Raw genomic sequence first — 26,201 nt, forward strand, 5'->3', positions numbered from 1 at the left:
CTCGATGTCAGCCGGGCAGTCTAGGGCCTCAGCGCTGCTGCTCCTGCTCGGCCATCAGCGCGCGCAACTGGGCCTGGATGTCGCGCAGCCGCGCGTCGATCACCGACACCTCGATGAAGTCGGACGCATTGCCGGGCCGCGCGGCGCGCTGGCCGGCGCGCAGGCGGTCGATCGCGCCGCGCAGGTCGCCCAGCGCGTAGACCGATTCGCCCTCGGCGCGCAGCGCGCGCAGCGGCTCGTTCAGGCGCGCCCACAGCCGGCCGAGCGTGGCCCAGGCGGTGGCGTCGCCGGGCTGCACCGCCACGCGCGTCTGCAATTCCTCGGCGCTGCGGCGCAGCGCGGCTTCGTTGCCGGCGCTGGCGCCGAGCGCCACGTCGGCGTGCATGAGCTGCACCGGCCGGCTGGTGTCGGAGGCCAGCGGCGCCAGCGCCGCGCCGGCGCCGGCGGCGTCGCCGCGCGCCAGCAGCGCCTGGGCGCGCAGCATCGCCACCCAGCGCGCGGCGCGCGCCTCGGGCCGGCCGCTGTCGGCCAGCAGCGACTGCACCCGCGCGAGCGCGCCGTCGGCGCGCGCCGGCTCACGCAGCAGCACCGAGGCCAGCGCGCTGCTGTAGGCGTCGCCCAGCTTCTGCGCTGCGGTGACATCGGTGCGCGCGAGGTCGAGCGACTGCCAGCGCCGCAGCGCGTCGACGCGCGTGTCCATCAGCACGCGCGCGCGCGCCTGCGCCAGCGCGTGCTCGTAGCTCGCGCCGTCCGGCCCCGGCGCCGGCCGCGGCGGCGTGGTGCCCAGGCGCGCGCGCGCCTCGCCGATGCGCTCCGAGGTCAGCGGGTGGCTGCGCAGATAGGGGTAGCCGCCGTTGTCGTTCAGCCGCGCGGCCTGGTCGAGCTTCTCGAACATCGCGGCCATGCCGGCCGGCGAGAAGCCGGCGCCGGCGAGCAACTGGAAGCCGATGCGGTCGGCCTCGCGCTCCATGTCGCGCGAGAAGTTGAGCTGGCCCTGGATCATGCCGGCCTGGCTGCCGGCGATCACCGCGTTGGCGGCGTCGGCGCTGTTCGAGCGGCTGGCCGCGATCATGCCGATCAGCAGCGCGGCCAGCCCGAGCATCGACTGGCGCTTGCTGTTCGAGATGCCGCGCGCGATGTGGCGCTGCGTGATGTGCGACAGCTCGTGCGCGAGCACCGAGGCGAGCTCGTCGCGCGTGGCCGTCACCGCGATCAGCCCGAGGTGCACGCCGACGTAGCCGCCGGGCAGCGCGAAGGCGTTGACGCTGCGGTCGCGCACCAGGAAGGCCTCCCAGGCGAAGCGCGAGTCGATGTCGGGCGTGACGTGGCCCTCGCGGCGCGACTCGGCCACCAGCGGCGCGAAGATGCCCTGCACGTATTCGAGCAGCAGCGGGTCGTCGAGGTAGGCCGCGTCGCGGCGGATCTCGCGCATGATCTGCTCGCCGATCTGGCGCTCGGTGGCCACGCCGAAATCCTCGGTGGCGGCGTCGCCGAGCGCGGGCAGGTTGTTCTGCGCGCGCAGCGGCGGCGCGGCGGGCGCGAGCAGGCTGGCGGCGCAGACGGCCGCGAGCGCGCGGCGAAGGCGGGCAAGCATCGTCGCTATGATGCCCGCTAAACGTTTCCCGCGTGTTTCCTCGCATGTCCTCCTCACCGCTGACGCACTTCGACGCACGGGGCCAGGCGCACATGGTCGACGTGTCGGCCAAGGCCGAGACGCACCGCGTCGCGCGCGCCACCGGCACCATCCGCATGCAGGCCGCGACGCTGGCGCTGATCCGCGACGGCGGCGCGAAGAAGGGCGACGTGCTCGGCGTGGCGCGCATCGCGGCGATCCAGGCCGCCAAGCGCACCGCCGAGCTGATCCCGCTGTGCCACCCGCTGCCGATCACGCGCGTGGCGGTGGAGTTCGAGATCGACGCGGCGGCCAGCGCCGTGCGCTGCACCGCGCAGGTCGAGACCTTCGGCCGCACCGGCGTCGAGATGGAGGCGCTGACCGCGGTGCAGGTGGGCCTGCTGACCGTCTACGACATGTGCAAGGCGGCCGATCGCGGGATGGTGATGGAGGGGATCCGCGTACTGGAAAAGCGCGGGGGGAAGAGCGGGGAGTGGGTGGCGGCGTAGCGAGTCGCGCCGATGCCGCGACTCATACCCATTCGCGTTCGAGCGTCAGACTCCGCTCGCCCTGAGCTTGTCGAAGGGCACGCGAGTGCCTCGGTGGGGCTTCGACAAGCTCAGCCCGAACGGGAACATTGATGCGTTCGAACGCGAATGGGTATCAGTGGTAGTCGTCTTCGAGCTGGTGGCGCACGGCGACAACCGTGACCTCGGCGGCACCTTCGATCTCGAACAGCACGACGTAGCCCGCGCGACCGAAAGGCACGATCAGCTCGCGCAGGAAGGGGCTCGATGCGGCCTTGCGGCAGGTGAACGGCGAAGTTTCGAGCGTCGCAAAACCCGCGCGGATCGCCGCGTGCGCACGCTCCGCCAGGCTGAGATCGCCGCCGCTGTCGCGCGCCAATTCGCGTTCGACGATGAAATCGAACAAGCGCGCGAGATCGGCATCCGCCTCGCGCGTCAGCCTGACCTTGAAGCTCACCGGCTCTTCTTGGCGAGCTGCTCGCGTGCCGCGTCGAGCTTGCGCTGCAGCTTGGCCAGAACCACCTCGGCATCGACGTACTGTCCGGTGCGGCGCGCTTCGTCGCGCGAGCGCAGCCCGCGCGCAATGAACTCCGCCTGGGTGCGACGCCGCTCGACCCCGGCGCGCACCGAGGCTTCCACGAACTCCGAGAGCGTTTCGCCTTCGCCCAGCACAGCCTCGACCTCGGCGCGGAACTCGGGCTCGACGCGGACGGACGGGATCGTGGCGGTCTTCATGGCGGCATCGTATCGCAATTGCGCTACGGGCTTTCAGCGGAAATCCACGTAGTCATACCCCCGCCGCGGCGCCTCGCACTGGAACGGCTTCGGCGCGCCCTCGCCCGCCGGCTCGTCGCACACCGCGAAGAACTCCGCCGACAAGGGGTTGCGGAACTCGCGCAGCCGCGCCGCGAGGTGGCGGGCCTTGTCGACCTCGCCGCGCTCGGCCAGCGCCTTGGCCCAGGCCACCGTGATGCGCGTATCCAGCAGGTAGTGCGTGGCGCGCGCCAGCGCGGCCATCTCGTCGGAGGGGTGCGCGGCCACGGTGGCCGCGGCGTAGTCGGCGTGATGGCCGAAGAACCAGCTCTGCCGGCCCTCCTCGATGCGCTGCGCCAGCGGCGTGGCGCTGGCCGGCGAGAAGATCACCGCGACGCGGCGGTAGTCGGCCAGCGAGGCCGCGCCGCCGAGCAGCAGCGCCAGCGCGGCCGGCAGCCAGAGAGGGGGTCGCGCCCCCGCCGCCCGGGAGCGCCGCGACGCCCCGGCCGGCGCCGGCCCACCCAGCGCGATGCCGAAGGCGAACGCCGCCGGCAGCAGGAAGTAGGCGTACCACAGCGGATATTCGAGCTGGCTGTGCAGCGCGATCATCACCACCATCGCCAGCGCCGCGCGCCGCGCCGCGATGTCGCCGGCCTCCCCCTCGCGCGCCAGGCGCAGCGCACGCCACAGCGCGTAGAGCAGCAGCGCCAGCACCAGCGCGGCCAGCGGCAGGCCGAGCTCCACCGCGAGCTGCAAGGGCAGGTTGTGCGTGTGGTCGAAGAACGCCACCGGCCGCCCCGGGAACACATGCAGCGACCACGCGAAGTTGAAGCCGCCGAAACCCACGCCGGCCCACGGATGCGCCGCGATCAGGGTCAGCGTGTTGGCCCAGATGCCGAAGCGCGAGCTGGACGGATCGGCCTTGTGCATCTGCGCCTCGCCGGCGAAGGTGGTGCCGCCCTGGTGCGCCAGCGCGGCGAACAGCTCGTACCAGAAGAAGTACACCAGCGGCACCAGCACGAGCTGCAGGCGCACGCGGCGCGTCAGGCGCCGGTCGGCCAGCCCCCACAGCGTCAGCAGCGCCGCGCCCACCATGCCGGTGCGCGAGGCCGTGAGCACCACGCCGGCCAGCAGCGCGAGCAGCAAGGCCGGCAGGGCCACGCGCGACAGCCGCCCGCTGCCGCCCAGCCAGACGGTGGCGATCATCGCCCACAGCAGCAGGCTGCTCTGGTGGTTGGGCTGGCGCAGGTTGCCGACCGCGCGCGCGCCCAGCGTGCCGGCGGCGATCCACTGCCCGTCGGCCCAGGCCGGCGCATACACCTGCACGAAGCCCACCAGCGCGGCCAGCACCCCGGCGGCGAGCAGCGCGAAGCAGAACGAGGCAAAAGCGGCTTCGCCGAGGCCCGCGCGTTGCAGCGCCACGGCCAGCGCCGCCACCAGCATCGCCGCGCCGATCACGCCGATGGCCGAGAGCGCGAGCGTCCACGGCAGGCCGGTCCACAGCGGCGCGGCGAAGGCGCTGGCGGCGATGAGCAGGAGCGCCAGCAGCAGCGCGGCCGCGCCGCGATCGGGCGCTGTGTTCGATGGCGGGGCCGCGCTCGGCAAGGCCATCGCCAGCAGCATCGCCCACGCGCCCCAGCCGACCAGCGCGGCGGCTTGGTTGATGAAGGTCGCCGAAGGGGCGACGTTGAAGGCGATCAGCACCGGGGCGGCAACGGCCGCGGTGGCGAGGGCGAGGTGTGGGGCGGGGAGGTGTTGCATGCGTCTGGGCTACGGCGGCGGGGCCGTCTGGTCCCTCAGCGCTTCGACGATCACCGCGACCATCGGCTGGTGATTGCCGCGCATGGCCTCGAACGACGCCACGGCATAGCGGCCCTCCGGGCGCGGCCTCAGCCGCAGCGCCGGCGGCAGGCCGTAGCGCATCAGGATCACGTTCGCGAGGATGCGCGCCGTGCGGCCATTGCCGTTGCAGAACGGATGGATGCGCACCCATTCGCCGTGCGCCCAAGCGGCCAGTTCGACGACGGCGGCGGCGCCGTCGGTGGTCAACGCCGCGCCCGCCGGGACGATCTCGTCGAGCCGCGCCAACACGCGCGCCAGCGTCGCTTCGAAGCGCCCCACTTCGCCGGCCACCTGCGCCGGCGGCACGCCTTCGTGCGACCCGACGTGGACGCGAAGGCGCTCGGCGCCCGGCTCGCCGCGGAACACACCGACCAGCGCCGGATCCGGCACGCGCAGGCCCTGCATCGTCCGGCGATGCCACGCCTTGACCGCCTGGACGTCGATGGCGTGGCGCGCGGGCGCCGCGTCGGCAAGCGTCTCCAGCAGTTCGATGAGATTCCCGCGCAGCCGCGGGGAGTCCTCTTCCCAGTCAGCCGCCACGCAGCGCCTCGCGCACGAGCGTCAGCGCGGGGCCTTCGGGAAGGGAAGATACGTGCCCCTCGGCCGGATCGTCGAGCGCGGCCTCGGCTTCGGCGAACGCCTCGATGGCCTTCCTGAAGCCCGGATCGCGGCGCCGATAGGCCTTCAGGCTCGTCAGCGTCTGCTCGAGCTTGCGCTCCAGGCTCTCCGACTGCGCCTCGATGTACTCGGCCACCGCCTGGTTCACGAGCTTGTTCAGCGGCCGCCCGAGTTCGGCGTGCAGCAGGCGCAGGCCTTCTTCGTTCTCGGGTGTCAGGCGGAAGGTGGTGGCCCGCAGGGGCGCGGCTTTGGCTGTCATGCTCGACTTCCAATGATGTCGAAATGCAATTATGCCGTCATTCGTTCAGGGTGTTCCGCCGCACGGGGAGCGAATGATGTGCGGCGCAGCTAGTACACCGCCGATCCGATATGCGCTACTCGGAGCGATCAGAAGAACCCGTCCGCCTCGAGGAAGGTGACGATGTTGCCCTGCGCGTCGAGCACGGCAACCCAGTCGCCGCGCGCCAATACGGGCGCAAAGCGCGCCGCGTCGGGGGCCAGCCCGTGCTTGGCCAACACGGACGCCATCTGGTTCAATTGCGCCGGATAGCGATCGAGCAGGAGTTTCATCGGACGTGCGCGCCGAACCGCCACCGACTTGAACGCGTCGTAGGGCTCCCAGAACAGGGGCCGCTGCCCCATGTCAAAGCCCTTCTCCAAGGCCATCATCAGGGCATCCGACTTTTCGGCACCCGCCTCGGCGTCGCGCGTGGCCAGCATCCACGGGCCTGTCAGCGGAAGTTTGCGATATTCGACTCGCGCCTTTGGCAGTTCGGGCTCGTAGACGTCCAGGGCGGAGACCATGCGAAAGCGGTCGGCCTCGAAGACCAGCGCGACCGGGCGCGCGATGTAGACCGTGTGCAATCCGTACACAAGGCCGGCCAGTTGCAGTGCGCCGATCACGGCCAGATCGCGACGCAGGTGCGGCCAGCCCTTGGCGCGGTTGAATACCGCGAATGTGAGCAGGGGGCCGAGCACCACGTCGACGCTGACGACCAACAGGAACAGGCTCTGGCCGCCCGCCAGCAGGCGAAAAGCGCCTGGATACCACAGCCCGAAAACCAGGGCTGCGCAGGCGGCGGCCAGCAACGCGGAAATCGCCAGGTGCCAGCCCGCAGCGACGAAGCGATCCTTGAGCGCAATGAGTCTCGACTCGGTCATGGGTCGCGCAGTGTAGGGGTGCGGATGCAAAACGCGTTGCCGGAACGACAACGGCGTGCCGAGGCACGCCGTTGTCTGGGCGGGTTGCGGCGCAGGGCCGCAACCTTTCCTGTCAGCCAGTCCTTAGACCGCGCCGCGGCATTGGGCCGGGGCATAACGGGCCAGCAGCGTGCCCGCGGTACCGACAGCGAAGGTCGAGCCAGCGCTCTTGCAGTGCCAGTCGATGTTGCCGGTGGCGTTGGCAGCGGCCAGCGCCGTGCCGCCGATCGTCGGCACCAGGGTCAGGGTATTGGCAGCACCCAGTTGCGGGATGCCAGTGGCCGTCGTGTCGAACGTGACCGTGACCTCGCCATTGGCCGGGGTGATAGCAACCGATGACACATTCTTCGTCACGACAAAGCACCAGTGGTCCGTGTTGACGCAGGCAGCGGCCGTCGCAGCAGAGGGGGTGAACGTGGCACCCGCCGGGAAGCCGCCGTTGGAGCCGAAGGTCTCGGAGACCACCGTCTTCGCGCCGTTGGCCTGGGCCAGACCTTCAGTGACCTTCGAGCGGATCGTGTAGTCCTGATACGCCGGCAGCGCAACCGCCGCCAGGATGCCGATGATCGCCACGACGATCATCAGTTCGATGAGGGTGAAACCCTGTTGCATACGACGCTTCATGAGAACTCCTGTCTAAGAGAGGTTGGGGAGGGACACGGCTTTCTCCGTTGCGAAGGGCGTGCCATCGAAATCGGCCCGAAATTCCGTGAATTGCGGCCGCACCGCTGACGCAAACAGTCACAGTCGGTTCGGCTGGCCGGACCGGTCCGGTCGCGGCTGACGCAAATGGTCACCCGCGCCAAGTCCTTGTGATCCAACGAAAAAAGGGCCCGCGGGCCCGTTGTTCAGTGTGGCAGCGCGCCCTGCAGGGTGTTCACGACATTGCTTCCCACGGGTTGACGAGGCTCACTCCCGTCGGCTCGAAATCGGCCACGTTGCGAGTGACCACCGCCATGCCGTGCACCAGCGCCGTCGCCGCGATGAGCGCGTCACGCTCGCCGCGCTTGTCGGGCACGTGCAGCCGGGCGCAGCGTTGCGCCACGGCAGTGTCGACGGGCAAGGTGCGCCCGGCGAACTCGGGCAGCACGTGCTGATCGAGCCACGAGCGCAGCAAGGCTCCTTGGGCTGCGTCCTTGCGTTCGACCGACAGGACGCCAAGCTCCAGTTCCATGATGCTGATGGCCGACACGAAGAGGTCGGCCGCATCGACGCTTTCCGACCACGCCGCCACGTTCGCATCGGCCTTGCCGAGCCGCACCTTGCGCAGCTCGGACAGCACGTTGGTGTCGAGCACGTACATCATCGAAAATCAGCCGGCCGGGCGCGAAGGGTCACACGTGGCAGCTCGAACTCGATGTCAGCAATGCCGGGCATTGCCAGCGCATCGGCAATGTTGCGTCGCTGTCCGGTCAGCCTCTGATAGTCCTCGAAGCTCAACAGCACGTGCGCGGGCTTGCCGCGATCGGTGATGAACACTGGGCCGCTGCGGGTCGCCTTCTTGGCCCGGGTCACGTCCTGATTCAGCTCTCGGCTGGAGAGGGTGGTGATGGTCATGGCGCAACTCCTGAACGAATCAAGAAATGTAGGAATGTTACTACATTGCTTGTTCGACGCTCCGCCAGCGCCGGCTCGGGCTGTGCGGTCTTGCTACGCCTCGCCGAGCCGCATCACCTGCCCCGCGCTCAGCGCCCGGATGCGGTGGCCGCTGGCCAGCTTGCCGATCTCGCTCATCACCGCCTCGGTCTCGCCGGGCTTGATGTGCGTGATGTGCACCTCGACGCTGCCGGGCAGTTGCGCCAGCTCGTGGCCCAGCGCGGCGGGGCAGAGGTGGCGGCTGATGTAGGCGAGCTGGCGCTCCTCGTCGCTGAACGCGGTCTCGATCACGAGGTGGGCGATCTTCATGTGGCGCAGGCGCACCCACAGCGCCGGGTTGGGGCCGGTGTCGCCGGTGTAGACCCACCAGCCCGCCTCGCCGCCGTCGACGGCGAAGCCGCAGGCCGGCACGGTGTGCGAGGCGCTGATCACCTCGATGCGCTTGCCGGCCACCTCGATCTGGTTGCCCACCGCGAAGGGCACGAACTGCAGCACCGGATGCTCGGCGCTGGGCAGGCGCGTGAAGTCGGGCCAGATCACGCCGTTGAAGATGTGCTCGCGCAGCGCGGCCAGCGTCTCGGGCAGCGCGTGCACGCGGATCGGCCCGCGCCCGGCGGCGCGGCGCGCGCGCATCACGCTGTCGGCCAGCAGGCCGATGGCCAGCACGTGGTCGAGGTGCGAGTGGCTGATCAGGATGTGCTCGATGCGCGCCAGCGCCTCGAGCGCGAGGTCGCCGACGCCGGTGCCCGCGTCGATCAGCACGTCGTCGTCGACGAGGAAGGACGTGGTCCTGCTGCCGGCCGCGATGGCGCCGGAACAGCCGAGGACTTTGACGATCATTTGCTGTCGAAGGTGCGGGTGCCGTCCCAGTCGGGCGGCTCGGGGTGTTCGGCCCAGCGCCGGATGCGCTCGCCGAGCTGGGCGTACAGCCCACTCAACGCCGAATCGCCGAACCCGTCTCGCAACGCGGCCAGCGAATCCAGCGCCTGCTGGGCATGCTGCGCCCGGTGGTGCGCCAAGGCAAGGCTCCAAAGTCGCACTTCGTCGGCAAATCTGGCCTGCGCCGCATGGGCCTGCAAGGGCGGCGTGAAAAGGGTCACGGCCTGTTGCTTGCCCTTGACGCGCACGCGGTCGACCTCGACCAGAGGCAGCCGCTGCCCGATGGCTTCGCGCGTGCCCTGGCCGAGCAGGATGTCGACGCCGTAGACGCGCGTCAGCGCCTCGATGCGCGAGGCGAGGTTCACCGCGTCGCCCATCACGGTGTAGCTGCGGCGGATGTCGGAGCCCATGTCGCCCACGCACACCAGGCCGGTGTTGATGCCGATGCCCAGCCCGATTTCGGGCAGGCCGCGCTCGCGCAGCGCGCGGTTCAGCCCGTCCATGCGGGCCAGCATGGCCTGCGCCGCCTGCACGGCGTGCAGCGCATGGTCGGCGTCGGCCACCGGCGCGCCCCAGAAGGCCATGATCGCGTCGCCGATGTACTTGTCGAGCGTGCCGCGGTGGGCGCGGATCTCCTGCGTCATCGCCGAGAAGAAGCGGTTGATCAGCGCGCGCAGCTCCTCGGGCGGCAGCGCCTCGGAGATGCGCGTGAAGTTGCGCATGTCGCAGAACAGGATGGTCAGCTCGCGGTTCTCGGCCTGCATGCCGTAGCGCTGCGGGTCGCGCGCCATCTGCGCCACCAGCTCCGGCGGCACGTAGGTGCCGAACAGCTTCGCCAGCCCGCGCCGCCGCGCGCCCTCGACCACCACGCCCCAGCCGGTGATGCCGGCGTAGACCAGCGTGGTGAGCAGCAGCGCGGCGGCCAGCGGCAGCGCGAGGCCGTGGACGCGGTACAGCCACTGGTCGAGCAGCACCAGCGCGACGGCCAGCGCCACCGTCGCGGCGGCGGCGCGCGCCGGGCGCAGGCGCGGCAGCAGCAGGGCCAGCAGCGCGGTGACGGCCAGCAGTTGCGCCACTGCGTAGCCGCGCGACCAGTCGGGCGCCACCGGGCCGCGGCCGTCGAGCAGGCCGGACAGCAGGCTGGCATGCACCTCGACGCCGGGGTAGACCGCCGCCACCGGCGTGCTGCGCAGGTCGAACACGCCCGGCGCGCTGGAGCCCACCAGCACCAGCTTGCCGGCCAGCGCGCCGTCGGCCAGCGCGCCTTCGAGCACGTCGGCCGCCGCAACGTAGTCGAACGAGCCGCCGCGCGCGCCGCCGGCGCCGCGGTAGGGCACGCGCACGGCGCCGCGCGCGTCGAGCGGGATGCGCAGCCGCGCGCCGTGCTGCTGCAGTTCGATGGCGCCGGGCAGGGCCCGCACCGCCGGCCGGCCGGCGTGCACGCGCAGCATCGCCAGCGCCAGCGATTCGCGCGCCGCGCCGTCCACCGTGGCCAGCAGCGGCAGGCTGCGCAGCACGCCGTCGGCATCGGGCAGGGCGTTGAAGAAGCCGGCCGCCGGCGCCGCGGCGGCCAGCGGCGCGATGCTGGCGGCCCAGCCGCGCCAGGCCGGCGCGCCGGGCAGCGGCGCGTCGAGCACGGGCGCCGGCAGCACGCCGCTGCGCGGCGCGCCGGCGGAGTCGGTGAGGAAGTAGCCCAGCACCGCCGGCCGGCCGGCCAGCGCGCGCGCCAGCGCGGCATCGCCCGCGCCGCCCGCCTCGGGTTCGGAGAACACCAGGTCGAAGCCGACCAGCGCGGCGCGCTGGCGCTCGAACAGCGCCTCGGCCAGCGCCGCGATGCGCTCGCGCGGCCAGGGCCAGCGGCCGATGCGCGCGAGGCTGGCGTCGTCGATGTCGACGATGACGATGCGCGCATCCTTCCTGCCCGGCAGCGTGGCGCGCAGGCGCGCGTCGTCGATGGCGAAGTCGAGCTGCTCGACAAAGCGCAGCGGCACGAGGCCGCTGGCATGCATCAGCGAAAGCGCCAGCGCGATGCCCAGCAGGGCCCAGCGCAGCGCGCCGGTACGCATCGGGGCGCGCGTCGGGCCGGCGGCGTCAGGCCTGCACGAACTGCATCTGCGTGCCGGCCAGCTCGACGACGTCGCCGTTCTTGAGCTGCACGGTCTCGCCGGTCACCGGGCTGCCGTTGACGGTGGGCCGCAGCGCGCCCTCGACGTGGGCGAGCACGTAGCCGCCCGGGCGCTTGGTGATAGAGGCCACCTGCACGCCGGGCTTGCCGACGGTGGTGACGACCTTGGTGAGCATGACCTCGCGGCCAGCCGCCGCGCCGTTGAGCACCTTGATCGAGGCCGGGCCGGAGCCGCCGCCCAGCGTGCCGAAGGCCGAGGCGCCGAAGGCCTGCGTCGGCTGGTAGCCGTGCGCGGAGCCGGCGGGCTGGGCCGCGCCGGGCTTCATGATCATGGTCTTCTCGTAGTCGGTGCCGTCTTCGACCAGGTACTTGATCTTGTACTTGCCGATCTCGACCGTGTCGTTGTGGCTGAGAAGCTGCTTCTTAACCGCCTTGCCGTTGATGTAGGTGCCGTTGGTGCTGTTGAGGTCTTCGATGAAGACGTCGGCGCCCACCATCTGCAGCACGGCGTGCTCGCCGCTGACGGCGAGGTTGTCGATCACGATGTCGTTGTAGGGCCGCCGGCCGAGGGTGGTCTTGTCCTTGGTGATCTGCACTTCCTTGATCACCACGCCGTCCAGTGAAACGACCAGCTTGCCCATGCTCGTTGTCCTCGTGATCTCGTGTGTTTTCGGTTCTGTTCTCGTCCCCGGGCCGCGTCACCGACGGAAGGGCCACCACGATCGAGCCGGACCGGCCGGGCCGCGCACCCTCGCCAGCACGACCGAGATATTATCCTTTCCGCCTGCGTCGTTGGCGGCGTCCACCAGGGCCGCGGCCACTTCACCGAGTGCGTCGCTGCTCTGCAACAACTGCGCGATGCTTTCGTCGTCCAGCATGTCGGACAGGCCGTCGGAGCACAGCAGGTACACGTCGCCGGGCATCACGTCGTGCAGGTGCGTCTCGAGCAGCACGGTGTCCTCGACGCCGACGGCGCGCGTGACGAGGTTCTTGTTGGCCGAGAAGGCGGCCTGCTCGGCGGTGATCAGGCCCGAGTCGATCTGCTCCTGCAACAAGGAGTGGTCGTGCGTGATCTGCGCCAGCCGGCCGCCGCGCAGCCGGTAGCCGCGCGAGTCGCCGACGTGGCCCATCAGCAGCCGCCCGTCGCGGAACACGCCGACCACCAGCGTGGTGCCCATGCCGGCGTACTGCGGGTTGGAGTTGGCGGCGTTGAAGATCGCGCGGTTGGCGTTGTCGACGCAGATGTCCATCGCGCGGCGCACGTCGGTGTCGGAGGCGTTGTCCGACGCCTCCTCCAGCCAGCGCCCCAGTTCGGTCTTGATGAACGAGGTGGCCATGCCGCTGGCGACCTCGCCGGCGTTGTAGCCGCCCATGCCGTCGGCCAGCACGACCAGGCGCGACGCGTCGTCGACCGCCACCGAGTCTTCGTTGTTGCTGCGCGCCCGGCCCGTGTCGGTGGCGCAGAAGAACTCCAGGGGCATGTTTGAGTCGGCGTCGGGCAGGGACATGGCGGGAAGCGGCCGGGTCGGGAGCGCCGGGCGCGCTCACTCATGATGCGGAATTGTGCCTTGGTTCGACGCGGGCCAGCGTCACGGTTTTCTCGAACGCGTCATCCTTCACGTCCGGCGCGCCCACCGGGGCCAGCATCGCGGAGGCGACCGCGCGCAGGTCCTGCGCCATCTGCAAGCCGTCGGCGTAGCGCACCTCGGGGCGCTTTTCCAGCGCCAGCGCCACCACGTCGGCGAGCGCGCGCGGCAGCTCGGGGCGCAGGCTGCACAGGTCGGGCGGCGGCTCGGTGGCGATGCGGCGCATCAGCTCGGCCATGCTGCCGCCCTCGAACGGCAGCGTGCCGGTGAGGAGCTGGAACAGCGTGACGCCGAGCGAATACAGGTCGCTGCGGCCGTCGGCGCGGCGCCCGGCCATCTGCTCGGGCGACATGAACGAGGGCGTGCCCAGCACGATGCCGCTGCGCGTGCGGCTGGCGTCGTCCATGCGCGCGACGCCGAAATCCATCACCCTGACCGCGCCGCCCTCGGGGTCGACCATCACGTTGGCGGGCTTGACGTCGCGGTGCACCACGCCCTGCGAATGCGCGTACGACAGCGCCTCGGCCACGCGCGCGCCGATCTCCAGCACCTGCGGCACCGGCAGCAGCCGGCCCGGCGCGGTGTGGCGCTGCAGGTCGACGCCGCGCACGTATTCCATCGCGATCCAGGCCAGCCCGTCGGCCTCGCCGGCGTCGAAGATGGTCACGATGTCGGGGTGTTGCAGGCGGCCGGCGGTCTCGGCTTCGCGGAAGAAGCGCTCGCGCGCCTCGCCGAGCTTGTCGGCGCCGAACTCGCGGCCCAGGGCGTGGGTCTTGATCGCCACCTGGCGGCCGATCTGCGGGTCGCGCCCCAGGTACACGGCGCCCATGGAGCCGCGCCCGATCTCGCTTTCGATGCGGTAGCGGCCGAGCGTGGCGGGCATCGCGCCGGCCGGCCGCGTGGCCTCAGGCGCGGGCGGCGCGGCGGCAGCCGGGGCGTCGGCGCGGCGTGCGCGCGAGGCGCCGAGTTCGTATCCGGCATGGCCGGCGAGCAGCACCAGCGCCGCGGCCACCGGCCACATCGCGCCGGCCAGCGCGGCGCCGACGCAGGCCGCCACCACGACGGCGGCCGTCAGCAGCCCGGCCCGGCGCGCGCCCAGGCGCGGCAAGCCCCACAACAGGTACGCGGCCACCAGCGGGACCGAGACTAACCACAGCACGCCCATTGGGGCGGGAAGTTAGCACACGCCGCGCCCCGGAAGCCGGAGCGCGGCGGCGGGGCGCGGCGTCAGTCGGCCAGTGTCAGCATCGCGCTGAGCCCGGCGGTGGCGGCCACCGGGTAGGCCCACTGGCTCTGCTCGGCGGCCGGCTGGTCGGCGCTGACCGGCTCGTCGGTCTTGCCGAGCTTGGGCCGGCGCGCATCGAGGAAGCGCACCGCGCCCAGGCGCGTCTTCAGCTTTTCGCTGACCTCGACCAGCGGGCGCTTGACCATCATCTTCTCGACCTTGCTGCCGGGGGCTTCGCGCAGCACCGGCTCCAGGCGCGCGAACAGCTCGCCGCTCCAGCGCTCCAGCCACTGCTGGCGCGCCGAGTGCGACACCCAGCGGCCGATGTGGCGCGTCAGCGTCGGCGGCGTGGCGACGATGATCCAGTGCGTGGGCGCGCTGCCCGGCAGCATCGGCTGGACGATGTGCAGCGCATGCTCCGCATCGTTGACGAAGACGACGATCTTTTCCATCTCGGGGCTCCTCTCGTGTGCGGACAGGGGATTCATGTGGCCGACGCGGCGTTGCGCGCCTCGGCGCGCCGCGCGGCCCACCAGCCGGCGGCGAGCACGCCGACGATCAGCACCGCGTAGGTGGCGATGCGGCCGGCCAGGCTCGGGTCGTAGACCTGGTTGAGCAGCGGCTCGCTGACGATCATGTGGCCCGCGGTGTAAGCGAGCACACCGGCGCCGATATAGGTGATGGCCGGGAAGCGCTCGACCAGCTTGAGCACCAGCGTGCTGCCCCAGACGACGATGGGCACGCTGATCACCAGGCCGATCACGACCAGGTCGAAGCTGCCCTTGGCCGCGCCGGCCACGCCGAGCACGTTGTCGACGCCCATCAGCGCATCGGCGATGACGATGGTCTTCATCGCGCCCCAGAAGGTGTGGGCCTGCGGCGCGTGCTCGCCGCCGCCCTCGCTGGGCGCGAGCAGCTTGTAGGCGATCCAGACCAGGCCCAGGCCGCCGACCAGCATCAGCCCCGGGATGCGCAGCAGCCAGACGACGCCGATGGTCATCGCGCTGCGCGTGACCACGGCGCCGAGGGTGCCCCAGACGATGGCGCGCTTCTGCAGGTGCGCGGGCAGGTTGCGGGCGGCCAGCGCGATGACGATGGCGTTGTCGCCGGCCAGCACGAGGTCGATGAGCACGATGGCCAGCAGCGCTGACCACCACGAAGCGGTGAAAAGTTCCATAACGGCTCCAAACGGGTTGCACGACAACGGTGCAAACCGGATGGGCGACAGGAACGAGGGAGCGGCCCCTTGTGCGAGGCGAGACGGCTTCGATCCTGCCGCTCATGCGGCTTGCATCGAAGGTCTTGCTCGGCTGAAGTCGTTTGTTGTTGCCCGACAGACCGGAAGCTTGCGCTTCGGATTGGCGATCTGTCGAAACCTTGGCGCACGCTCCCGGGGGCGCGTGCGATGGAGTTGAGCTACTCCCCTTCTAGCGGCGCAGTATAGGCGCCCCGGACCACGGCGCAAGTGAGGGATTACCGAAGACCGGACGCCCCGGGGGCCTCTCAGGCCGCGTCGGCGCGCCGCCGCGCGCGGCGCTGCAGCCAGGTGCCCAGGGCCACCACCAGCACCGCGCCGGCCACGCCGGCGGCGTTGACGACCTCGTGCGACAGCGTGCCGAAGCGCTCGGTCACCGCCGGGTCGGTGAGCAGCATCTCGCCGGCCAGGAAGCCGAGCAGCGCGGCGCCCAGCGTGATGATGATCGGGAAGCGCTCCATCACCTTGAGCAGCAGCGTGCTGCCGAAGATGATCAGCGGGATGCTGACCGCCAGGCCGATGACCAGCAGCACGGTGTCGCCCTTGGCGGCGGCGGCGACGGCCAGCACGTTGTCCAGGCTCATCACCAGGTCGGCGACGAGGATGGTGCGGATCGCCGCCACCATGCCGCCGGCCTCGTGGCCGCCGTCGCCCTCGCCTTCGTCCTCCAGCAGCAGCGAGACGCCGATGTAGACCAGCAGCACCGCGCCCACCGCCTTCAGCCACGGCCACTTGAGCATCTCGACGGCGATCAGCGTCAGCACGATGCGCATCACGATGGCCGCGCCGCTGCCCCAGAAGATCGCCTTCTTCTGCTGTTGCGGCGGCAGCGAGCGGGCCGCCAGCGCGATCACCACGGCGTTGTCGCCGGACAGCACCACGTTGGCGAGGATGATGGAGCCGAGGGCTGCCCAGAAGGCGCCGGAAGAGAGGTCCATGGCAGGAGGGCCCGTTTGTCGGAATGGAGCGGAGGGCCACGCGGGCCCTCCTTTTTGCGAGCTGCCTGGATTCTAGGCAGCTCGGCCGACCGGGTGCGTTCGTACAACTACGAACGCGGCGCGCGCCCCCGGCGCGTCACAGCAGGGACTTCAGCAGCCGGCCCATCTCCGACGGGTTGCGCGTCACCTTGAAGCCGCACTCCTCCATGATGGCGAGCTTGGCGTCGGCGGTGTCGGCGCCGCCCGAGATCAGCGCGCCGGCGTGGCCCATGCGCTTGCCCGGGGGGGCGGTGACGCCGGCGATGAAGCCGACGATCGGCTTCTTCATGTTGGCTTTGCACCAGCGCGCCGCGTCGGCCTCGTCGGGGCCGCCGATCTCGCCGATCATGATGACGGCGTCGGTGTCGGGGTCGTCGTTGAAGGCCTTCATCACGTCGATGTGCTTGAGGCCGTTGATCGGGTCGCCGCCGATGCCCACCGCGCTGCTCTGGCCCAGGCCGATCTCGGTGAGCTGCGCCACCGCTTCGTAGGTCAGCGTGCCCGAGCGCGACACCACGCCGATGCGGCCCTTCTTGTGGATGTGGCCGGGCATGATGCCGATCTTGATCTCGTCGGGGGTGATCAGGCCGGGGCAGTTGGGGCCCAGCAGCAAGGTCTTCTTGCCGCCCTGCGCCTCCTTGCGCTTCATCTTGTTGCGCACCATCAGCATGTCGCGGATGGGAATGCCCTCGGTGATGCAGATCACCAGGTCGAGGTCGGCCTCGACGGCTTCCCAGATCGCGTCGGCGGCGCCCGCCGGCGGCACGTAGATCACGCTGACGGTCGCGCCGGTGGCGGCCTTGGCGTCCTTCACGCTGGCGTGGATGGGGATGCCCTCGAAGTGCTCGCCGGCCTTCTTCGGGTTGACGCCGGCGACGAAGCAGTTCTTGCCGTTCGCGTAGGCCTGGCAGCCGCGGGTGTGGAACTGGCCGGTCTTGCCCGTGATGCCCTGGGTGATGACCTTGGTGTCCTTGTTGATCAGGATGCTCATGTGCGTGCTCCTTATTTCACGGCCGCGACGATCTTGGTCGCGGCTTCGGCCATCGTGTCGGCGCTGATGATGGGCAGGCCGGAATCGGCCAGCATCTTCTTGCCCAGCTCCTCGTTGGTGCCCTTCATGCGCACGACCAGCGGCACGCTCAGGTTGACCGCCTTGCACGCGGCGATCACGCCCTCGGCGATGGTGTCGCAGCGCATGATGCCGCCGAAGATGTTGACCAGGATGGCCTTCACCTTGGGCGAGGAGAGCATGATCTTGAAGGCCTCGGTGACCTTCTCGGCGGTGGCGCCGCCGCCCACGTCGAGGAAGTTGGCCGGCTCGCCGCCGAACAGCTTGATGGTGTCCATCGTCGCCATCGCCAGGCCCGCGCCGTTGACCAGGCAGCCGATGTTGCCGTCGAGCTGGATGTAGGCGAGGTCGAACTTGCTGGCCTCGATCTCGGCCGGGTCCTCCTCGTCGAGGTCGCGGTAGGCGACGATCTCGGGGTGGCGGAACAGCGCGTTGGAGTCGAAGTTGAACTTCGCGTCGAGCGCGATCAGGTTGCCCTTGCTGTCGCAGTTCAGCGGGTTGATCTCGACCAGCGAGGCGTCCGTCTCCATGTAGCAGCGGTACAGGTTCTGGAACAGCGTCACCGCCTGCGCGTGCGAGCCTTCGGGCAGGCCGATCGCCGCGGCGATCTTCTTCGCCTGCGCGTCGGACAGGCCGGTCAGCGGATCGATCGTCTCGGTGATGATCTTCTCGGGGCTGCTGTGCGCGACTTCCTCGATGTCCATGCCGCCTTCGCTGGACGCGATGAAGGCGACCTTCTGCGTCGCGCGGTCGGTGACCAGCGAGACGTAGTACTCCTTCTTGATGTCGGCGCCTTCCTCGATGTAGAGGCGGCGCACCTTCTGGCCCTCGGGGCCGGTCTGGTGCGTCTTGAGCTGCATGCCCAGGATCTGGCCGGCCAGCGCCTTGACGTCGTCCAGGCTCTTGGCGAGCTTGACGCCGCCGCCCTTGCCGCGCCCGCCGGCGTGGATCTGCGCCTTCACCACCCAGACCGGGCCGCCGAGCTTCTGCGCGGCTTCGGTGGCCTCCAGCACGCTGAACGCGGGGTAGCCGCGCGGCACCGGCACGGAGAACTGGCGCAGGATTTCCTTGCCCTGGTACTCGTGGATCTTCATGGGATTGTCTCGCTTGCGGAAAGGAGGGGAGGGGCGGCGAACGGCGCGCAATGTAGCATGCTGCTTTGCATCAAAGCTGACAGCGCGCTGGCGCCGCGCCGGCGCGCCGGATCAGTCGTCGCCGGGCGTGCCGGACTGGCGCAGCACGCGCCGCACCGTCTCGGGCGAAAAGCCCCGGCCGGTCAGGAAGCGCGCCTGCCGGGCGCGGCCGGCGGCGTCGGCGGCCGGCGCGCCGAACTTGCGTGCCCAGACCTCGCGGGCGCGCTCGAACTCGCTGGACTTCAAGGCCTGCGCCGCATCGGCGTCGAGCGTGATGCCGTGCTGGGCCAGTTCCTGCCGGATGCGCAGGTTGCCGTGGCGCGCGGCGCGCACGTGGATGCGCGACTCGGCGAAGCGCCGTTCGGACAGGTACTGGTGGGCCTGCAACCAGTCGAGCACTTCGGTGACGCGCGCCATCACCTCGCCGGGCTCGGGCGCTTCGGCCGCCAGCGCGCGCGCGTGCGGCAGCAGCTTGCGCTGCATCTCGGCGCGGCTGTGCTCGCGCTGAGCCAGCCACTGCAACGCCCGCCCCTTCAGCGAGCGCGGCGGTGCGGCCACGACGCGCCCGTCACTTCTCGGCGGCGGCGTCGGCGGGCAGTTGCGGAATGCCCACGGCCTCGCGCACCTTGTTCTCGATCTCGCGCGCCAGCTCGGGGTTCTCGCGCAGGAACTCGCGCGCGTTGTCCTTGCCCTGGCCGATCTTCTCGCCGGCGTAGGCGTACCAGGCGCCGCTCTTGTCGAGGATCTTGTGGGTGACGCCCATGTCGATCACTTCGCCCTCGCGGCTGATGCCCTGGCCGTAGAGGATGTCGAACTCGGCGGTCTTGAACGGCGGCGAGACCTTGTTCTTGACGACCTTGACCTTGGTCTCGTTGCCGATGACCTCGTCGCCCTTCTTGATCGAGCCGATGCGGCGGATGTCCAGGCGCACCGAGGCGTAGAACTTCAGCGCGTTGCCGCCGGTGGTGGTCTCGGGGCTGCCGAACATCACGCCGATCTTCATGCGGATCTGGTTGATGAAGATGACCATGGTGTTGGTCTTCTTGATCGTGGCGGTGAGCTTGCGCAGCGCCTGGCTCATCAGCCGCGCCTGCAGGCCGGGCAGCGAGTCGCCCATCTCGCCTTCGATCTCGGCCTTGGGCGTCAGCGCGGCCACCGAGTCGACCACCACCAGGTCGACCGAGCCCGAGCGCACCAGCGCGTCGACGATTTCCAGCGCCTGCTCGCCGGTGTCGGGCTGCGAGATCAGCAGCTCCTGCAGGTTGACGCCGAGCTTTTGCGCGTAGGCGGTGTCGAGCGCGTGCTCGGCGTCGATGAAGGCGCAGGTGCCGCCGCCCTTTTGCATCTCGGCGATGACCTGCAGCGTCAGCGTGGTCTTGCCCGAGGATTCGGGGCCGTAGATCTCGACCACGCGGCCGCGCGGCAGGCCGCCGACGCCCAGCGCGATGTCCAGCCCCAGCGAGCCGGTGGAGACGACCTCGATGTCCTCGATCTTCTCGCCCTCGCCCAGGCGCATGATCGAGCCCTTGCCGAACTGCTTCTCGATCTGCGCCAGCGCGGCCTGCAGGGCCTTGGCTTTTTCGGTGTTGAGGGCTTTGACGGGTGCGTCCATGCGGCGTTCTCCTGGGAAGTGACGGCACTGTAGCGCAAAAGCTGGATGTTTGTACAGTAGATGCGGGCCCGATCTTCGCCCATCCCTACAATGAGGGCGATGGCCCCCGGCGAGGGCCGCTAGGAGACAACCATGCGCATCCTTGTCGCCGAAGACGATCAGGTCCTGGCCGACGGCCTGCTGCGCTCGCTGCGCAACGCCGGCTACGCGGTCGACCGGGTCAGCAGCGGCACCGAGGCCGACGCGGCGCTCGCCTCGCACGAGTTCGACCTGCTGATCCTCGACCTGGGCCTGCCCAAGCTGCACGGGCTGGAGGTGCTGCGCAAGCTGCGCGCGCGCGGCTCGGCGGTGCCGGTGCTGATCCTGACGGCGGCCGACAGCATCGAGCAGCGCGTCAAGGGCCTGGACCTGGGCGCCGACGACTACATGGCCAAGCCCTTCTCCTTGCAGGAACTCGAGGCGCGCGTGCGCGCGCTGACGCGCCGCGGCCTGGGCACCGCCTCGTCGGTGATCAAACATGGCCCGCTGACCTTCGACGCCACCGGCCGCGTCGCCTACATCAACGACCAGATGATCGAGCTGTCGGCGCGCGAGCTCTCGCTGCTCGAGGTGCTGCTGCAGCGCGCCGGGCGGCTGGTCAGCAAGGACCAGCTCGTCGAGCGCCTGTGCGAGTGGGGCGAGGAGGTCAGCAACAACGCGATCGAGGTCTACATCCACCGCCTGCGCAAGAAGATCGAGCAGGGGCCGGTGCGCATCGCCACCGTGCGCGGCCTGGGCTACTGCCTGGAAAAGATCGCGGCCTGAACTGAACTGAATGCCCGGCAGCACCAGGGAACAGCGCTCCCTCTTCGGCGAGATCCTCGACTGGATGCTCGCGCCGCTGCTGCTGCTGTGGCCGATGAGCGTCGCGCTGACCTGGCTGGTGGCGCAGAACATCGCCAACAAGCCGTTCGACCGCGAGCTGGGCGAGATGACGCGCGTGCTGGCCAAGCAGGTGGTGCTGCTGGAGGCGGCCGACGGCGAGGCCAGCGCCGGCTTCACGCTGCCCGGCGGCGCCTCGGAAGTGCTGCACACCGACCAGGACGACGAGATCCACTACCAGGTGCTGGGCCTGCGCGGCGAGCTGCTCAGCGGCGAGCTGAGCCTGCCGCTGCCCGCCGAGGAGGAGCCGCGCGCGCCCGGCGAGCTGCGCTTTCGCGACGGCATGCTGCACAACGAAGACCTGCGCATCGGCTACGTCTGGGTGGCGATGCCGGGGCGCCCCGTCGAGGCGGGCATGGCGCTGGTGCAGGTGGCCGAGACGCTGGGCAAGCGCTCGCGACTGGCCACCGAGATCATCAAGGGCGTGATCCTGCCGCAGTTCGTGATCCTGCCGCTGGCGGTGCTGCTGGTGTGGCTGGCGCTGGTGCGCGGCATCGCGCCGCTGAACGAGCTGCAGCGGCGCATCCGCCGGCGCGACAGCAGCGACCTCTCGCCGATCGACGAGCGCGAGGCGCCCGAGGAGGTGTCGCCGCTGGTGCGCGCGATCAACGACCTGCTGGCGCGGCTCGACCAGTCGATCGCCACGCAGAAGCACTTCCTCGCCGACGCGGCGCACCAGCTCAAGACGCCGCTGGCCGGGCTGCGCACCCAGGCCGAGCTGGCGCAGCGCGAGATCGACGCCGGCCAGCGCGACCCGAAGGAGCTGAAGAAGTCCTTGCAGCAGATCGCGCTGTCGAGCCAGAGCGCGGCGCACATGGTCAACCAGTTGCTGGCGATGGCGCGCGCCGAGAACCGCGAGCAGCAGGTGCAGCGCCAGCGCGTCAACCTGGCGCGGCTGGCCACCGAGACCGTGCACGACTTCGTGCCGCGTGCGCTGGAAAAGCGCATCGACCTCGGCTACGAGGGCCCCGAAACCGGCCGCGGCGGCACGGCCGGCGCGGGCAAGGCGCTGGTCAGCGGCAACCCGCTGCTGCTGCGCGAGCTGATCCGCAACCTGGTCGACAACGCGTTGCAGTACACGCCGGTGGGCGGCACGGTGACGGTGCGGCTGGTCGACGACCCCTTCGGCCAGGTCGTGGTGCTGCAGGTGGAGGATTCCGGCCCCGGCATCCCGCCGGCCGAGCGCGAGCGTGTCTTCCAGCCCTTCTACCGCACGCTGGGCACCGAGGTCGACGGCAGCGGCCTGGGCCTGGCGATCGTGCGCGAGATCGCCGTGCAGCACGGCGCGCAGATCCAGCTCGAAGACGCCAACCTGCGCCATCGCCCGGGCCTGAGCGACCAGGGCGGCGCGGCCTTCGGCCCCGGCGCGCGCTTCACGCTGCGCTTCCCGGCCGCGCACGCCGAGCCGCCCGAGGCGCAGGCGCCGGGCGGCGACGCGGCAGCCGCGCCGGCGCCGTAGCGCGCCTCAGCTTTGCAGCATCCGGCGGCTCTTCGCGATCGACATCAGGATGCCCAGCCCCAGCCCCAGCGTCACCATCGCCGTGCCGCCGTAGCTGATGAAGGGCAGCGGCACGCCCACCACCGGCAGGATGCCGCTGACCATGCCCATGTTGACGAAGGCGTAGGTGAAGAAGCTCAGCGTGATCGCGCCGGCCAGCAGCCGGCTGAACACCGTGGGCGCCTCGGCGGCGATCATCAGCCCGCGGAAGATCAGGAACACGAAACCCAGCAGCAGCGCGGCACAGCCGATCAGCCCGAACTCCTCGGCGAAGGCGGCGAACACGAAGTCGGTGGTGCGTTCGGGGATGAACTCCAGGTGCGTCTGCGTGCCCTTCATGAAACCCTTGCCCTCGACGCCGCCCGAGCCGATGGCGATCATGCCCTGCAATGTGTGGAAGCCCTTGCCGAGCGGGTCCTTGCTCGGGTCGAGCAGCGTGCAGACGCGGTGCTTCTGGTACTCGCGCAGCCCCGGCCACTTCACGCCGGGCTCGCAGATCGCGTCGCCCGACATCACCAGCGCGGTGATCGCCACCGCGCCGGTCAGCAGCACCGGCACGATCAGCTTCCACGACAGCCCGGCGAAGAAGATGACGTACAGCCCGGCGGACAGCACCAGGATCGCGGTGCCGAGGTCGGGCTGCTTCACGATCAGCCCGACCGGCAGCGCCAGCAGCGCGGCGGCGACGAGGAAGTCGGGCACGCGCAGCGCGCCCTCGCGGCGCTGGAACCACCACGCCAGCATCAGCGGCACGGCGATCTTGAGCATCTCGCTGGGCTGGATCACGATGCCGACGTTGAGCCAGCGCGTCGCGCCCTTCTTGGTGATGCCGGCGAACTCGACCGCCAGCAGCAGGATCACGCCCAGCACGTACAGCGGCACCGCCAGCCGCATCAGCCGCTGCGGCGGCACCTGCGCGACGACGAACAGGATGCCGAAGGCGATCAGCATGTTGCGGCCGTGGTCGACGAAGCGCGTACCGCTGTCGTAGCCGGCCGAGTACATCGTCACCATGCCGGCGCCGGCCAGCAGCAGGATGGCCAGCGACAGCGGGCCGTCGAAGCCGGTGAACACCGGCACGATGCGCTGCCACACCGAGGGCCGCTCGAAGGCGACGTTCATCGCCGCGGGGCGGGTGCCGGCGTTCATGGCGCGGCGCCGGCCACCAGGGCCGGCAGCACGGTCATCGCGCCGGGCAGCGGCACTTCGGCGGCCGGGCGCGGCTTGCCCACCGGCGCGCCGGACTTGCCCTCGCGCGTCAGCGCGATGTCCTCCTCGCTGGGGTACAGGCCGGCGATCGCGTAGTCGAACACGCGCCGCGAGATCGGCGCGGCCGCCTCGGAGCCGAAGCCGGCGTTCTCGACCACGATGGCCAGCGCGATGGTCGGCGCCTCCAGCGGCGCGAAGGCCATGTACAGCGAGTGGTCGCGCTTGTGCTCCTCGAGCTTGGCGGCGTTGTAGCGCTCGTTCTGGCGGATGCCCACCGCCTGCGCGGTGCCGGTCTTGCCGCCCGACTTGTACGGCGCGCCGAGGTAGGAGCGCACCGAGGTGCCCTCCTGCGTGACGCCGTACAGCGCCCGCGTGATCAGCTCGACGTGCTCGGGCTTGAGCGGCAGCGGCGGCAGCTCGGCGTGCGCCATCTCGCGGCGCTCGCCGGTGCTCACGTCTTCCACCTCGCGCACCAAGCGCGGCTTGTAGCGCTGCCCGCCGGAGACCAGCGTGGCGGTGGCGCTGGCGAGCTGCAGCATCGTGAAGTTGTTGTAGCCCTGGCCGATGCCCAGCGAGATGGTCTCGCCGGCGTACCACTTCTGCTGCTCGGGCTTCTTGTAGGCGCGGCGCTTCCACTCGGTGGACGGCAGCAGTCCGGTCACCTCGCCCTCGACGTCGATGCCGGTCTTGCGCCCGAAGCCGAACGGCGAGAGCTGCTCGTGCATCAGGTCGACGCCCATCTCGTTGGCCAGCGAGTAGTAGTAGACGTTGCTCGACTTGACGATGCTGCGCACCATGTCCACCGGCCCCAGCCCGCTGTCGCCGTGGCTGCGGAAGGTGTGGTTGCCGAACTGGAAGGTGCCGCCGTCGTAGATCACCTGCGTCGGGCCGCGCTTGCCGGAATTCAGCGCCGCGATCGCCATGAAGGGCTTGAAGGTCGAGCCGGGCGGGTAGGTGCCGCGCAGGGCCCGGTTCAGCAGCGGCTTGTCGATCGACTCGTTGAGCTCCTTCCAGCTCTCGTGGTCGATGCCGTCGACGAACAGGTTGGGGTCGAAGGTCGGCTTGCTGACGAAGGCCAGCACCTCGCCGTTGCGCGGGTCGAGCGCCACCAGCGCGCCGCGCCGCTCGCCGAACAGCCGCTCCACCAGCGCCTGCAGCTTGATGTCCACCGACAGCACCACCTTGTTGCCGGGCGTCGCCGGGCTGCTGCGCAGGCGCCGCACCGGCCGGCCGGCGGCGCTGGTCTCGACCTCCTCGAAGCCGGTGATGCCGTGCAGCTCGGCCTCGTAGCTCTGCTCGATGCCGAGCTTGCCGATGTACTCGGTGCCGCGGTAGTTGGCGGCGTCCTCGGTCTCCTCGATGGCTTCCTTCTCGGCCTGGTTGATGCGGCCGATGTAGCCCAGCAGGTGCGCGCCGGTGTCGCCCAGCGGGTAGTTGCGGAACAGCCGCGCCTTGATGTCCACGCCCGGGAAGCGGAAGCGCTGCGCGGTGAAGCGCGCCACCTCCTCGTCGCTGAGCTTGGTGCGGATCGGCAGCGACTCGAAGCTCTTGCTCTCCTCCAGCAGCCGCTTCAGGCGCTTGCGGTCGCGCGGCTGGATCTCGACGATCTCGGAGAGCCGGTCGATCAGCGGCTCGAGCTCACCGGCCTTGGACGGCGTGACCTCCAGCGTGTAGGCCGAGTAGTTGTTCGCCAGCACGATGCCGTTGCGGTCGACGATCAGGCCGCGGTTGGGCACGATGGGCACCACCGCGATGCGGTTGTTCTCGGCCTGGGTGGCGAGTTCCTCGTGCTTGACGATCTGCAGGTGCACCAGGCGCGCGCCGAGCAGCCCGAAGCCGAACAGCACGAACGCGCCGGCCGCCAGCAGCCGCGTGTTGAAACGCGACAGTTCCTGCTCGACGTTCTTCAGCTCGGTCACGTCGCAGCTCCACGGCAGGCGGGCCGAGCGCCGGGCCGCTCCCGAGCCGGCCCGCACCCCCTCGGGGGGTGGCTTGCCGTACTCGGGAAGCCGGGGGTCGTCATCACAGCGGTCGATTCTCGTCCGGGTCGGGCGGTCGGCGCTGCGGCGCCAGCAGGATCCAGGTGACCAGCGGCCACAGCAGCGCCTCGAACACCGGCGCGAGCAGCAGCTCCCAGCCCGGGAACATGCCGCCGGCGACCATGCGCACCACCAGCGAGACCAGGTGCGCGGCGAAGAACAGCGGCAGGATCTGCACCGCCTGCGACGGCACCGTGAACCACAGCAGCCGGCGGTGCACGGTGGTGGCGAAGAAGCTCAGCAGCGTGTAGGCCAGCGCGTGCTGGCCGAGCACCGCGCCGTCGTGCACGTCCATCGCCAGCCCGAACACGAAGGCCGCGCCGACGCCGACGCGGCGCGACTGGTGCACGTTCCAGAACACCAGCACGACGGCCAGGAAGTCGGGCATCGCCGGCACGCGGCCGAGCGGCACCAGGTTGAGCAGGAAGGCCAGCACCAGCGTCAGCCAGACGAACAGCGGGTTCGCCGGCAGCAGCAGGGTGTCGCCACGCGGCATGATCATGGCGCGCGCTCCCGTGACGGCGG

28 protein-coding genes are annotated in these 26,201 nt (G+C 70.6%); 3 read left to right on the top strand and 25 right to left on the bottom strand.

The features are described from left to right. Positions 1–28: 28 nt before the first annotated feature. Positions 29–1,594, bottom strand: a complete 1,566-nt coding sequence (locus QM792_RS01650) for a M48 family metalloprotease (RefSeq protein ID WP_415147432.1) — start codon at positions 1,592–1,594, stop codon at positions 29–31. A 44-nt stretch (positions 1,595–1,638) separates the two neighbouring features. Between QM792_RS01650 and moaC the strand changes: the two genes are divergently transcribed. Then, positions 1,639–2,121 carry a cyclic pyranopterin monophosphate synthase MoaC gene (gene moaC / locus QM792_RS01655; protein ID WP_415147433.1) on the top strand — a complete coding sequence of 161 codons (483 nt, stop codon included), beginning with the start codon at positions 1,639–1,641 and terminating at the stop codon, positions 2,119–2,121. Positions 2,122–2,275: 154 nt separating this feature from the next. On the opposite strand, the gene QM792_RS01660 is transcribed toward moaC, so the two are convergent. The 21 genes from QM792_RS01660 to recA all read right to left on the bottom strand — a co-directional run bounded on the left by QM792_RS01660 (position 2,276) and on the right by recA (position 20,009). Then, positions 2,276–2,596, bottom strand: coding sequence for a type II toxin-antitoxin system RelE/ParE family toxin (locus QM792_RS01660; RefSeq protein WP_415147434.1), 321 nt, complete (start codon positions 2,594–2,596; stop codon positions 2,276–2,278). Further along, positions 2,593–2,874 carry a YlcI/YnfO family protein gene (locus QM792_RS01665; protein ID WP_415147435.1) on the bottom strand — a complete coding sequence of 94 codons (282 nt, stop codon included), beginning with the start codon at positions 2,872–2,874 and terminating at the stop codon, positions 2,593–2,595. The genes QM792_RS01660 and QM792_RS01665 overlap by 4 nt, the downstream gene beginning before the upstream one ends. Positions 2,875–2,907: 33 nt before the next feature. Next, positions 2,908–4,653, bottom strand: coding sequence for a Wzy polymerase domain-containing protein (locus tag QM792_RS01670; RefSeq protein ID WP_415147436.1), 1,746 nt, complete (start codon positions 4,651–4,653; stop codon positions 2,908–2,910). Between the two features lie 9 nt (positions 4,654–4,662). Next, positions 4,663–5,274 carry a Fic family protein gene (locus QM792_RS01675; protein WP_415147437.1) on the bottom strand — a complete coding sequence of 204 codons (612 nt, stop codon included), beginning with the start codon at positions 5,272–5,274 and terminating at the stop codon, positions 4,663–4,665. Beyond that, a complete protein-coding gene (locus tag QM792_RS01680; protein WP_415147438.1) occupies positions 5,264–5,611 on the bottom strand; it encodes a hypothetical protein in 348 nt (115 codons plus the stop codon). The genes QM792_RS01675 and QM792_RS01680 overlap by 11 nt, the downstream gene beginning before the upstream one ends. Positions 5,612–5,739: 128 nt before the next feature. Continuing rightward, on the bottom strand, positions 5,740–6,513 hold the full coding sequence (gene tfpZ / locus QM792_RS01685) for a TfpX/TfpZ family type IV pilin accessory protein (RefSeq protein ID WP_415147439.1): 774 nt from the start codon (positions 6,511–6,513) through the stop codon (positions 5,740–5,742). Positions 6,514–6,636: 123 nt separating this feature from the next. Further along, positions 6,637–7,176, bottom strand: a complete 540-nt coding sequence (locus QM792_RS01690; RefSeq protein ID WP_415147440.1) for a pilin — start codon at positions 7,174–7,176, stop codon at positions 6,637–6,639. Between the two features lie 253 nt (positions 7,177–7,429). Beyond that, positions 7,430–7,858 carry a type II toxin-antitoxin system VapC family toxin gene (locus QM792_RS01695; RefSeq protein WP_415147441.1) on the bottom strand — a complete coding sequence of 143 codons (429 nt, stop codon included), beginning with the start codon at positions 7,856–7,858 and terminating at the stop codon, positions 7,430–7,432. Then, a complete protein-coding gene (locus QM792_RS01700) occupies positions 7,855–8,109 on the bottom strand; it encodes a type II toxin-antitoxin system Phd/YefM family antitoxin (protein WP_415147442.1) in 255 nt (84 codons plus the stop codon). The genes QM792_RS01695 and QM792_RS01700 overlap by 4 nt, the downstream gene beginning before the upstream one ends. A 93-nt stretch (positions 8,110–8,202) precedes the next feature. Next, on the bottom strand, positions 8,203–8,988 hold the full coding sequence (locus tag QM792_RS01705; RefSeq protein WP_415147443.1) for an MBL fold metallo-hydrolase: 786 nt from the start codon (positions 8,986–8,988) through the stop codon (positions 8,203–8,205). After that, positions 8,985–11,093 carry a CHASE2 domain-containing protein gene (locus QM792_RS01710; protein WP_415147444.1) on the bottom strand — a complete coding sequence of 703 codons (2,109 nt, stop codon included), beginning with the start codon at positions 11,091–11,093 and terminating at the stop codon, positions 8,985–8,987. The genes QM792_RS01705 and QM792_RS01710 overlap by 4 nt, the downstream gene beginning before the upstream one ends. Before the next feature lie 25 nt (positions 11,094–11,118). Continuing rightward, positions 11,119–11,793 (bottom strand): FHA domain-containing protein, encoded by a 675-nt coding sequence (locus tag QM792_RS01715; RefSeq protein ID WP_415147445.1) that lies wholly within the window; start codon positions 11,791–11,793, stop codon positions 11,119–11,121. Positions 11,794–11,850: 57 nt separating this feature from the next. After that, positions 11,851–12,633, bottom strand: coding sequence for a Stp1/IreP family PP2C-type Ser/Thr phosphatase (locus QM792_RS01720; protein WP_415147891.1), 783 nt, complete (start codon positions 12,631–12,633; stop codon positions 11,851–11,853). A gap of 67 nt (positions 12,634–12,700) precedes the next feature. After that, the gene (locus QM792_RS01725; protein ID WP_415147446.1) at positions 12,701–13,903 is read right to left on the bottom strand and encodes a serine/threonine-protein kinase; all 1,203 of its coding nucleotides are present in this window, start codon (positions 13,901–13,903) and stop codon (positions 12,701–12,703) included. Between the two features lie 62 nt (positions 13,904–13,965). Then, positions 13,966–14,415, bottom strand: a complete 450-nt coding sequence (locus QM792_RS01730) for a hypothetical protein (RefSeq protein WP_415147447.1) — start codon at positions 14,413–14,415, stop codon at positions 13,966–13,968. Between the two features lie 32 nt (positions 14,416–14,447). After that, complete coding sequence (locus tag QM792_RS01735) at positions 14,448–15,140, bottom strand: TerC family protein (RefSeq protein WP_415147448.1); 693 nt, start codon at positions 15,138–15,140, stop codon at positions 14,448–14,450. A 326-nt stretch (positions 15,141–15,466) separates the two neighbouring features. Further along, positions 15,467–16,156, bottom strand: a complete 690-nt coding sequence (locus QM792_RS01740; RefSeq protein WP_415147449.1) for a TerC family protein — start codon at positions 16,154–16,156, stop codon at positions 15,467–15,469. A gap of 136 nt (positions 16,157–16,292) precedes the next feature. Beyond that, entirely contained in the window at positions 16,293–17,186 is an 894-nt protein-coding gene (gene sucD / locus QM792_RS01745) for a succinate--CoA ligase subunit alpha (protein ID WP_415147450.1), read from the bottom strand. Between the two features lie 11 nt (positions 17,187–17,197). Next, the gene (gene sucC, locus QM792_RS01750) at positions 17,198–18,358 is read right to left on the bottom strand and encodes an ADP-forming succinate--CoA ligase subunit beta (protein ID WP_415147451.1); all 1,161 of its coding nucleotides are present in this window, start codon (positions 18,356–18,358) and stop codon (positions 17,198–17,200) included. Positions 18,359–18,469: 111 nt separating this feature from the next. Then, positions 18,470–18,955: a recombination regulator RecX gene (recX, locus tag QM792_RS01755; RefSeq protein WP_415147452.1), complete on the bottom strand. Its 486-nt coding sequence runs from the start codon at positions 18,953–18,955 to the stop codon at positions 18,470–18,472. A gap of 10 nt (positions 18,956–18,965) precedes the next feature. Then, positions 18,966–20,009 (bottom strand): recombinase RecA, encoded by a 1,044-nt coding sequence (gene recA / locus QM792_RS01760; RefSeq protein ID WP_415147453.1) that lies wholly within the window; start codon positions 20,007–20,009, stop codon positions 18,966–18,968. Between the two features lie 132 nt (positions 20,010–20,141). On the opposite strand from recA, the gene QM792_RS01765 reads away from it, so the two are divergent. Beyond that, positions 20,142–20,813 (top strand): response regulator, encoded by a 672-nt coding sequence (locus QM792_RS01765; RefSeq protein ID WP_415147454.1) that lies wholly within the window; start codon positions 20,142–20,144, stop codon positions 20,811–20,813. A 10-nt stretch (positions 20,814–20,823) separates the two neighbouring features. Further along, positions 20,824–22,389: a sensor histidine kinase gene (locus QM792_RS01770; protein ID WP_415147455.1), complete on the top strand. Its 1,566-nt coding sequence runs from the start codon at positions 20,824–20,826 to the stop codon at positions 22,387–22,389. A gap of 6 nt (positions 22,390–22,395) precedes the next feature. Here QM792_RS01770 and rodA read toward each other — a convergent pair whose 3' ends face one another. From rodA to mreD, 3 genes are all read right to left on the bottom strand, one after another. Then, a complete protein-coding gene (gene rodA, locus QM792_RS01775) occupies positions 22,396–23,550 on the bottom strand; it encodes a rod shape-determining protein RodA (RefSeq protein WP_415147892.1) in 1,155 nt (384 codons plus the stop codon). A 23-nt stretch (positions 23,551–23,573) separates the two neighbouring features. Continuing rightward, a complete protein-coding gene (gene mrdA, locus QM792_RS01780) occupies positions 23,574–25,556 on the bottom strand; it encodes a penicillin-binding protein 2 (protein WP_415147456.1) in 1,983 nt (660 codons plus the stop codon). Positions 25,557–25,659: 103 nt separating this feature from the next. Beyond that, on the bottom strand, positions 25,660–26,178 hold the full coding sequence (gene mreD, locus QM792_RS01785) for a rod shape-determining protein MreD (RefSeq protein ID WP_415147457.1): 519 nt from the start codon (positions 26,176–26,178) through the stop codon (positions 25,660–25,662). Between the last annotated feature and the right edge of the window lie 23 nt (positions 26,179–26,201).

Origin of the sequence: Piscinibacter sp. (assembly GCF_047600445.1) — a bacterium.
GTDB lineage: Bacteria > Pseudomonadota > Gammaproteobacteria > Burkholderiales > Burkholderiaceae_C > Piscinibacter.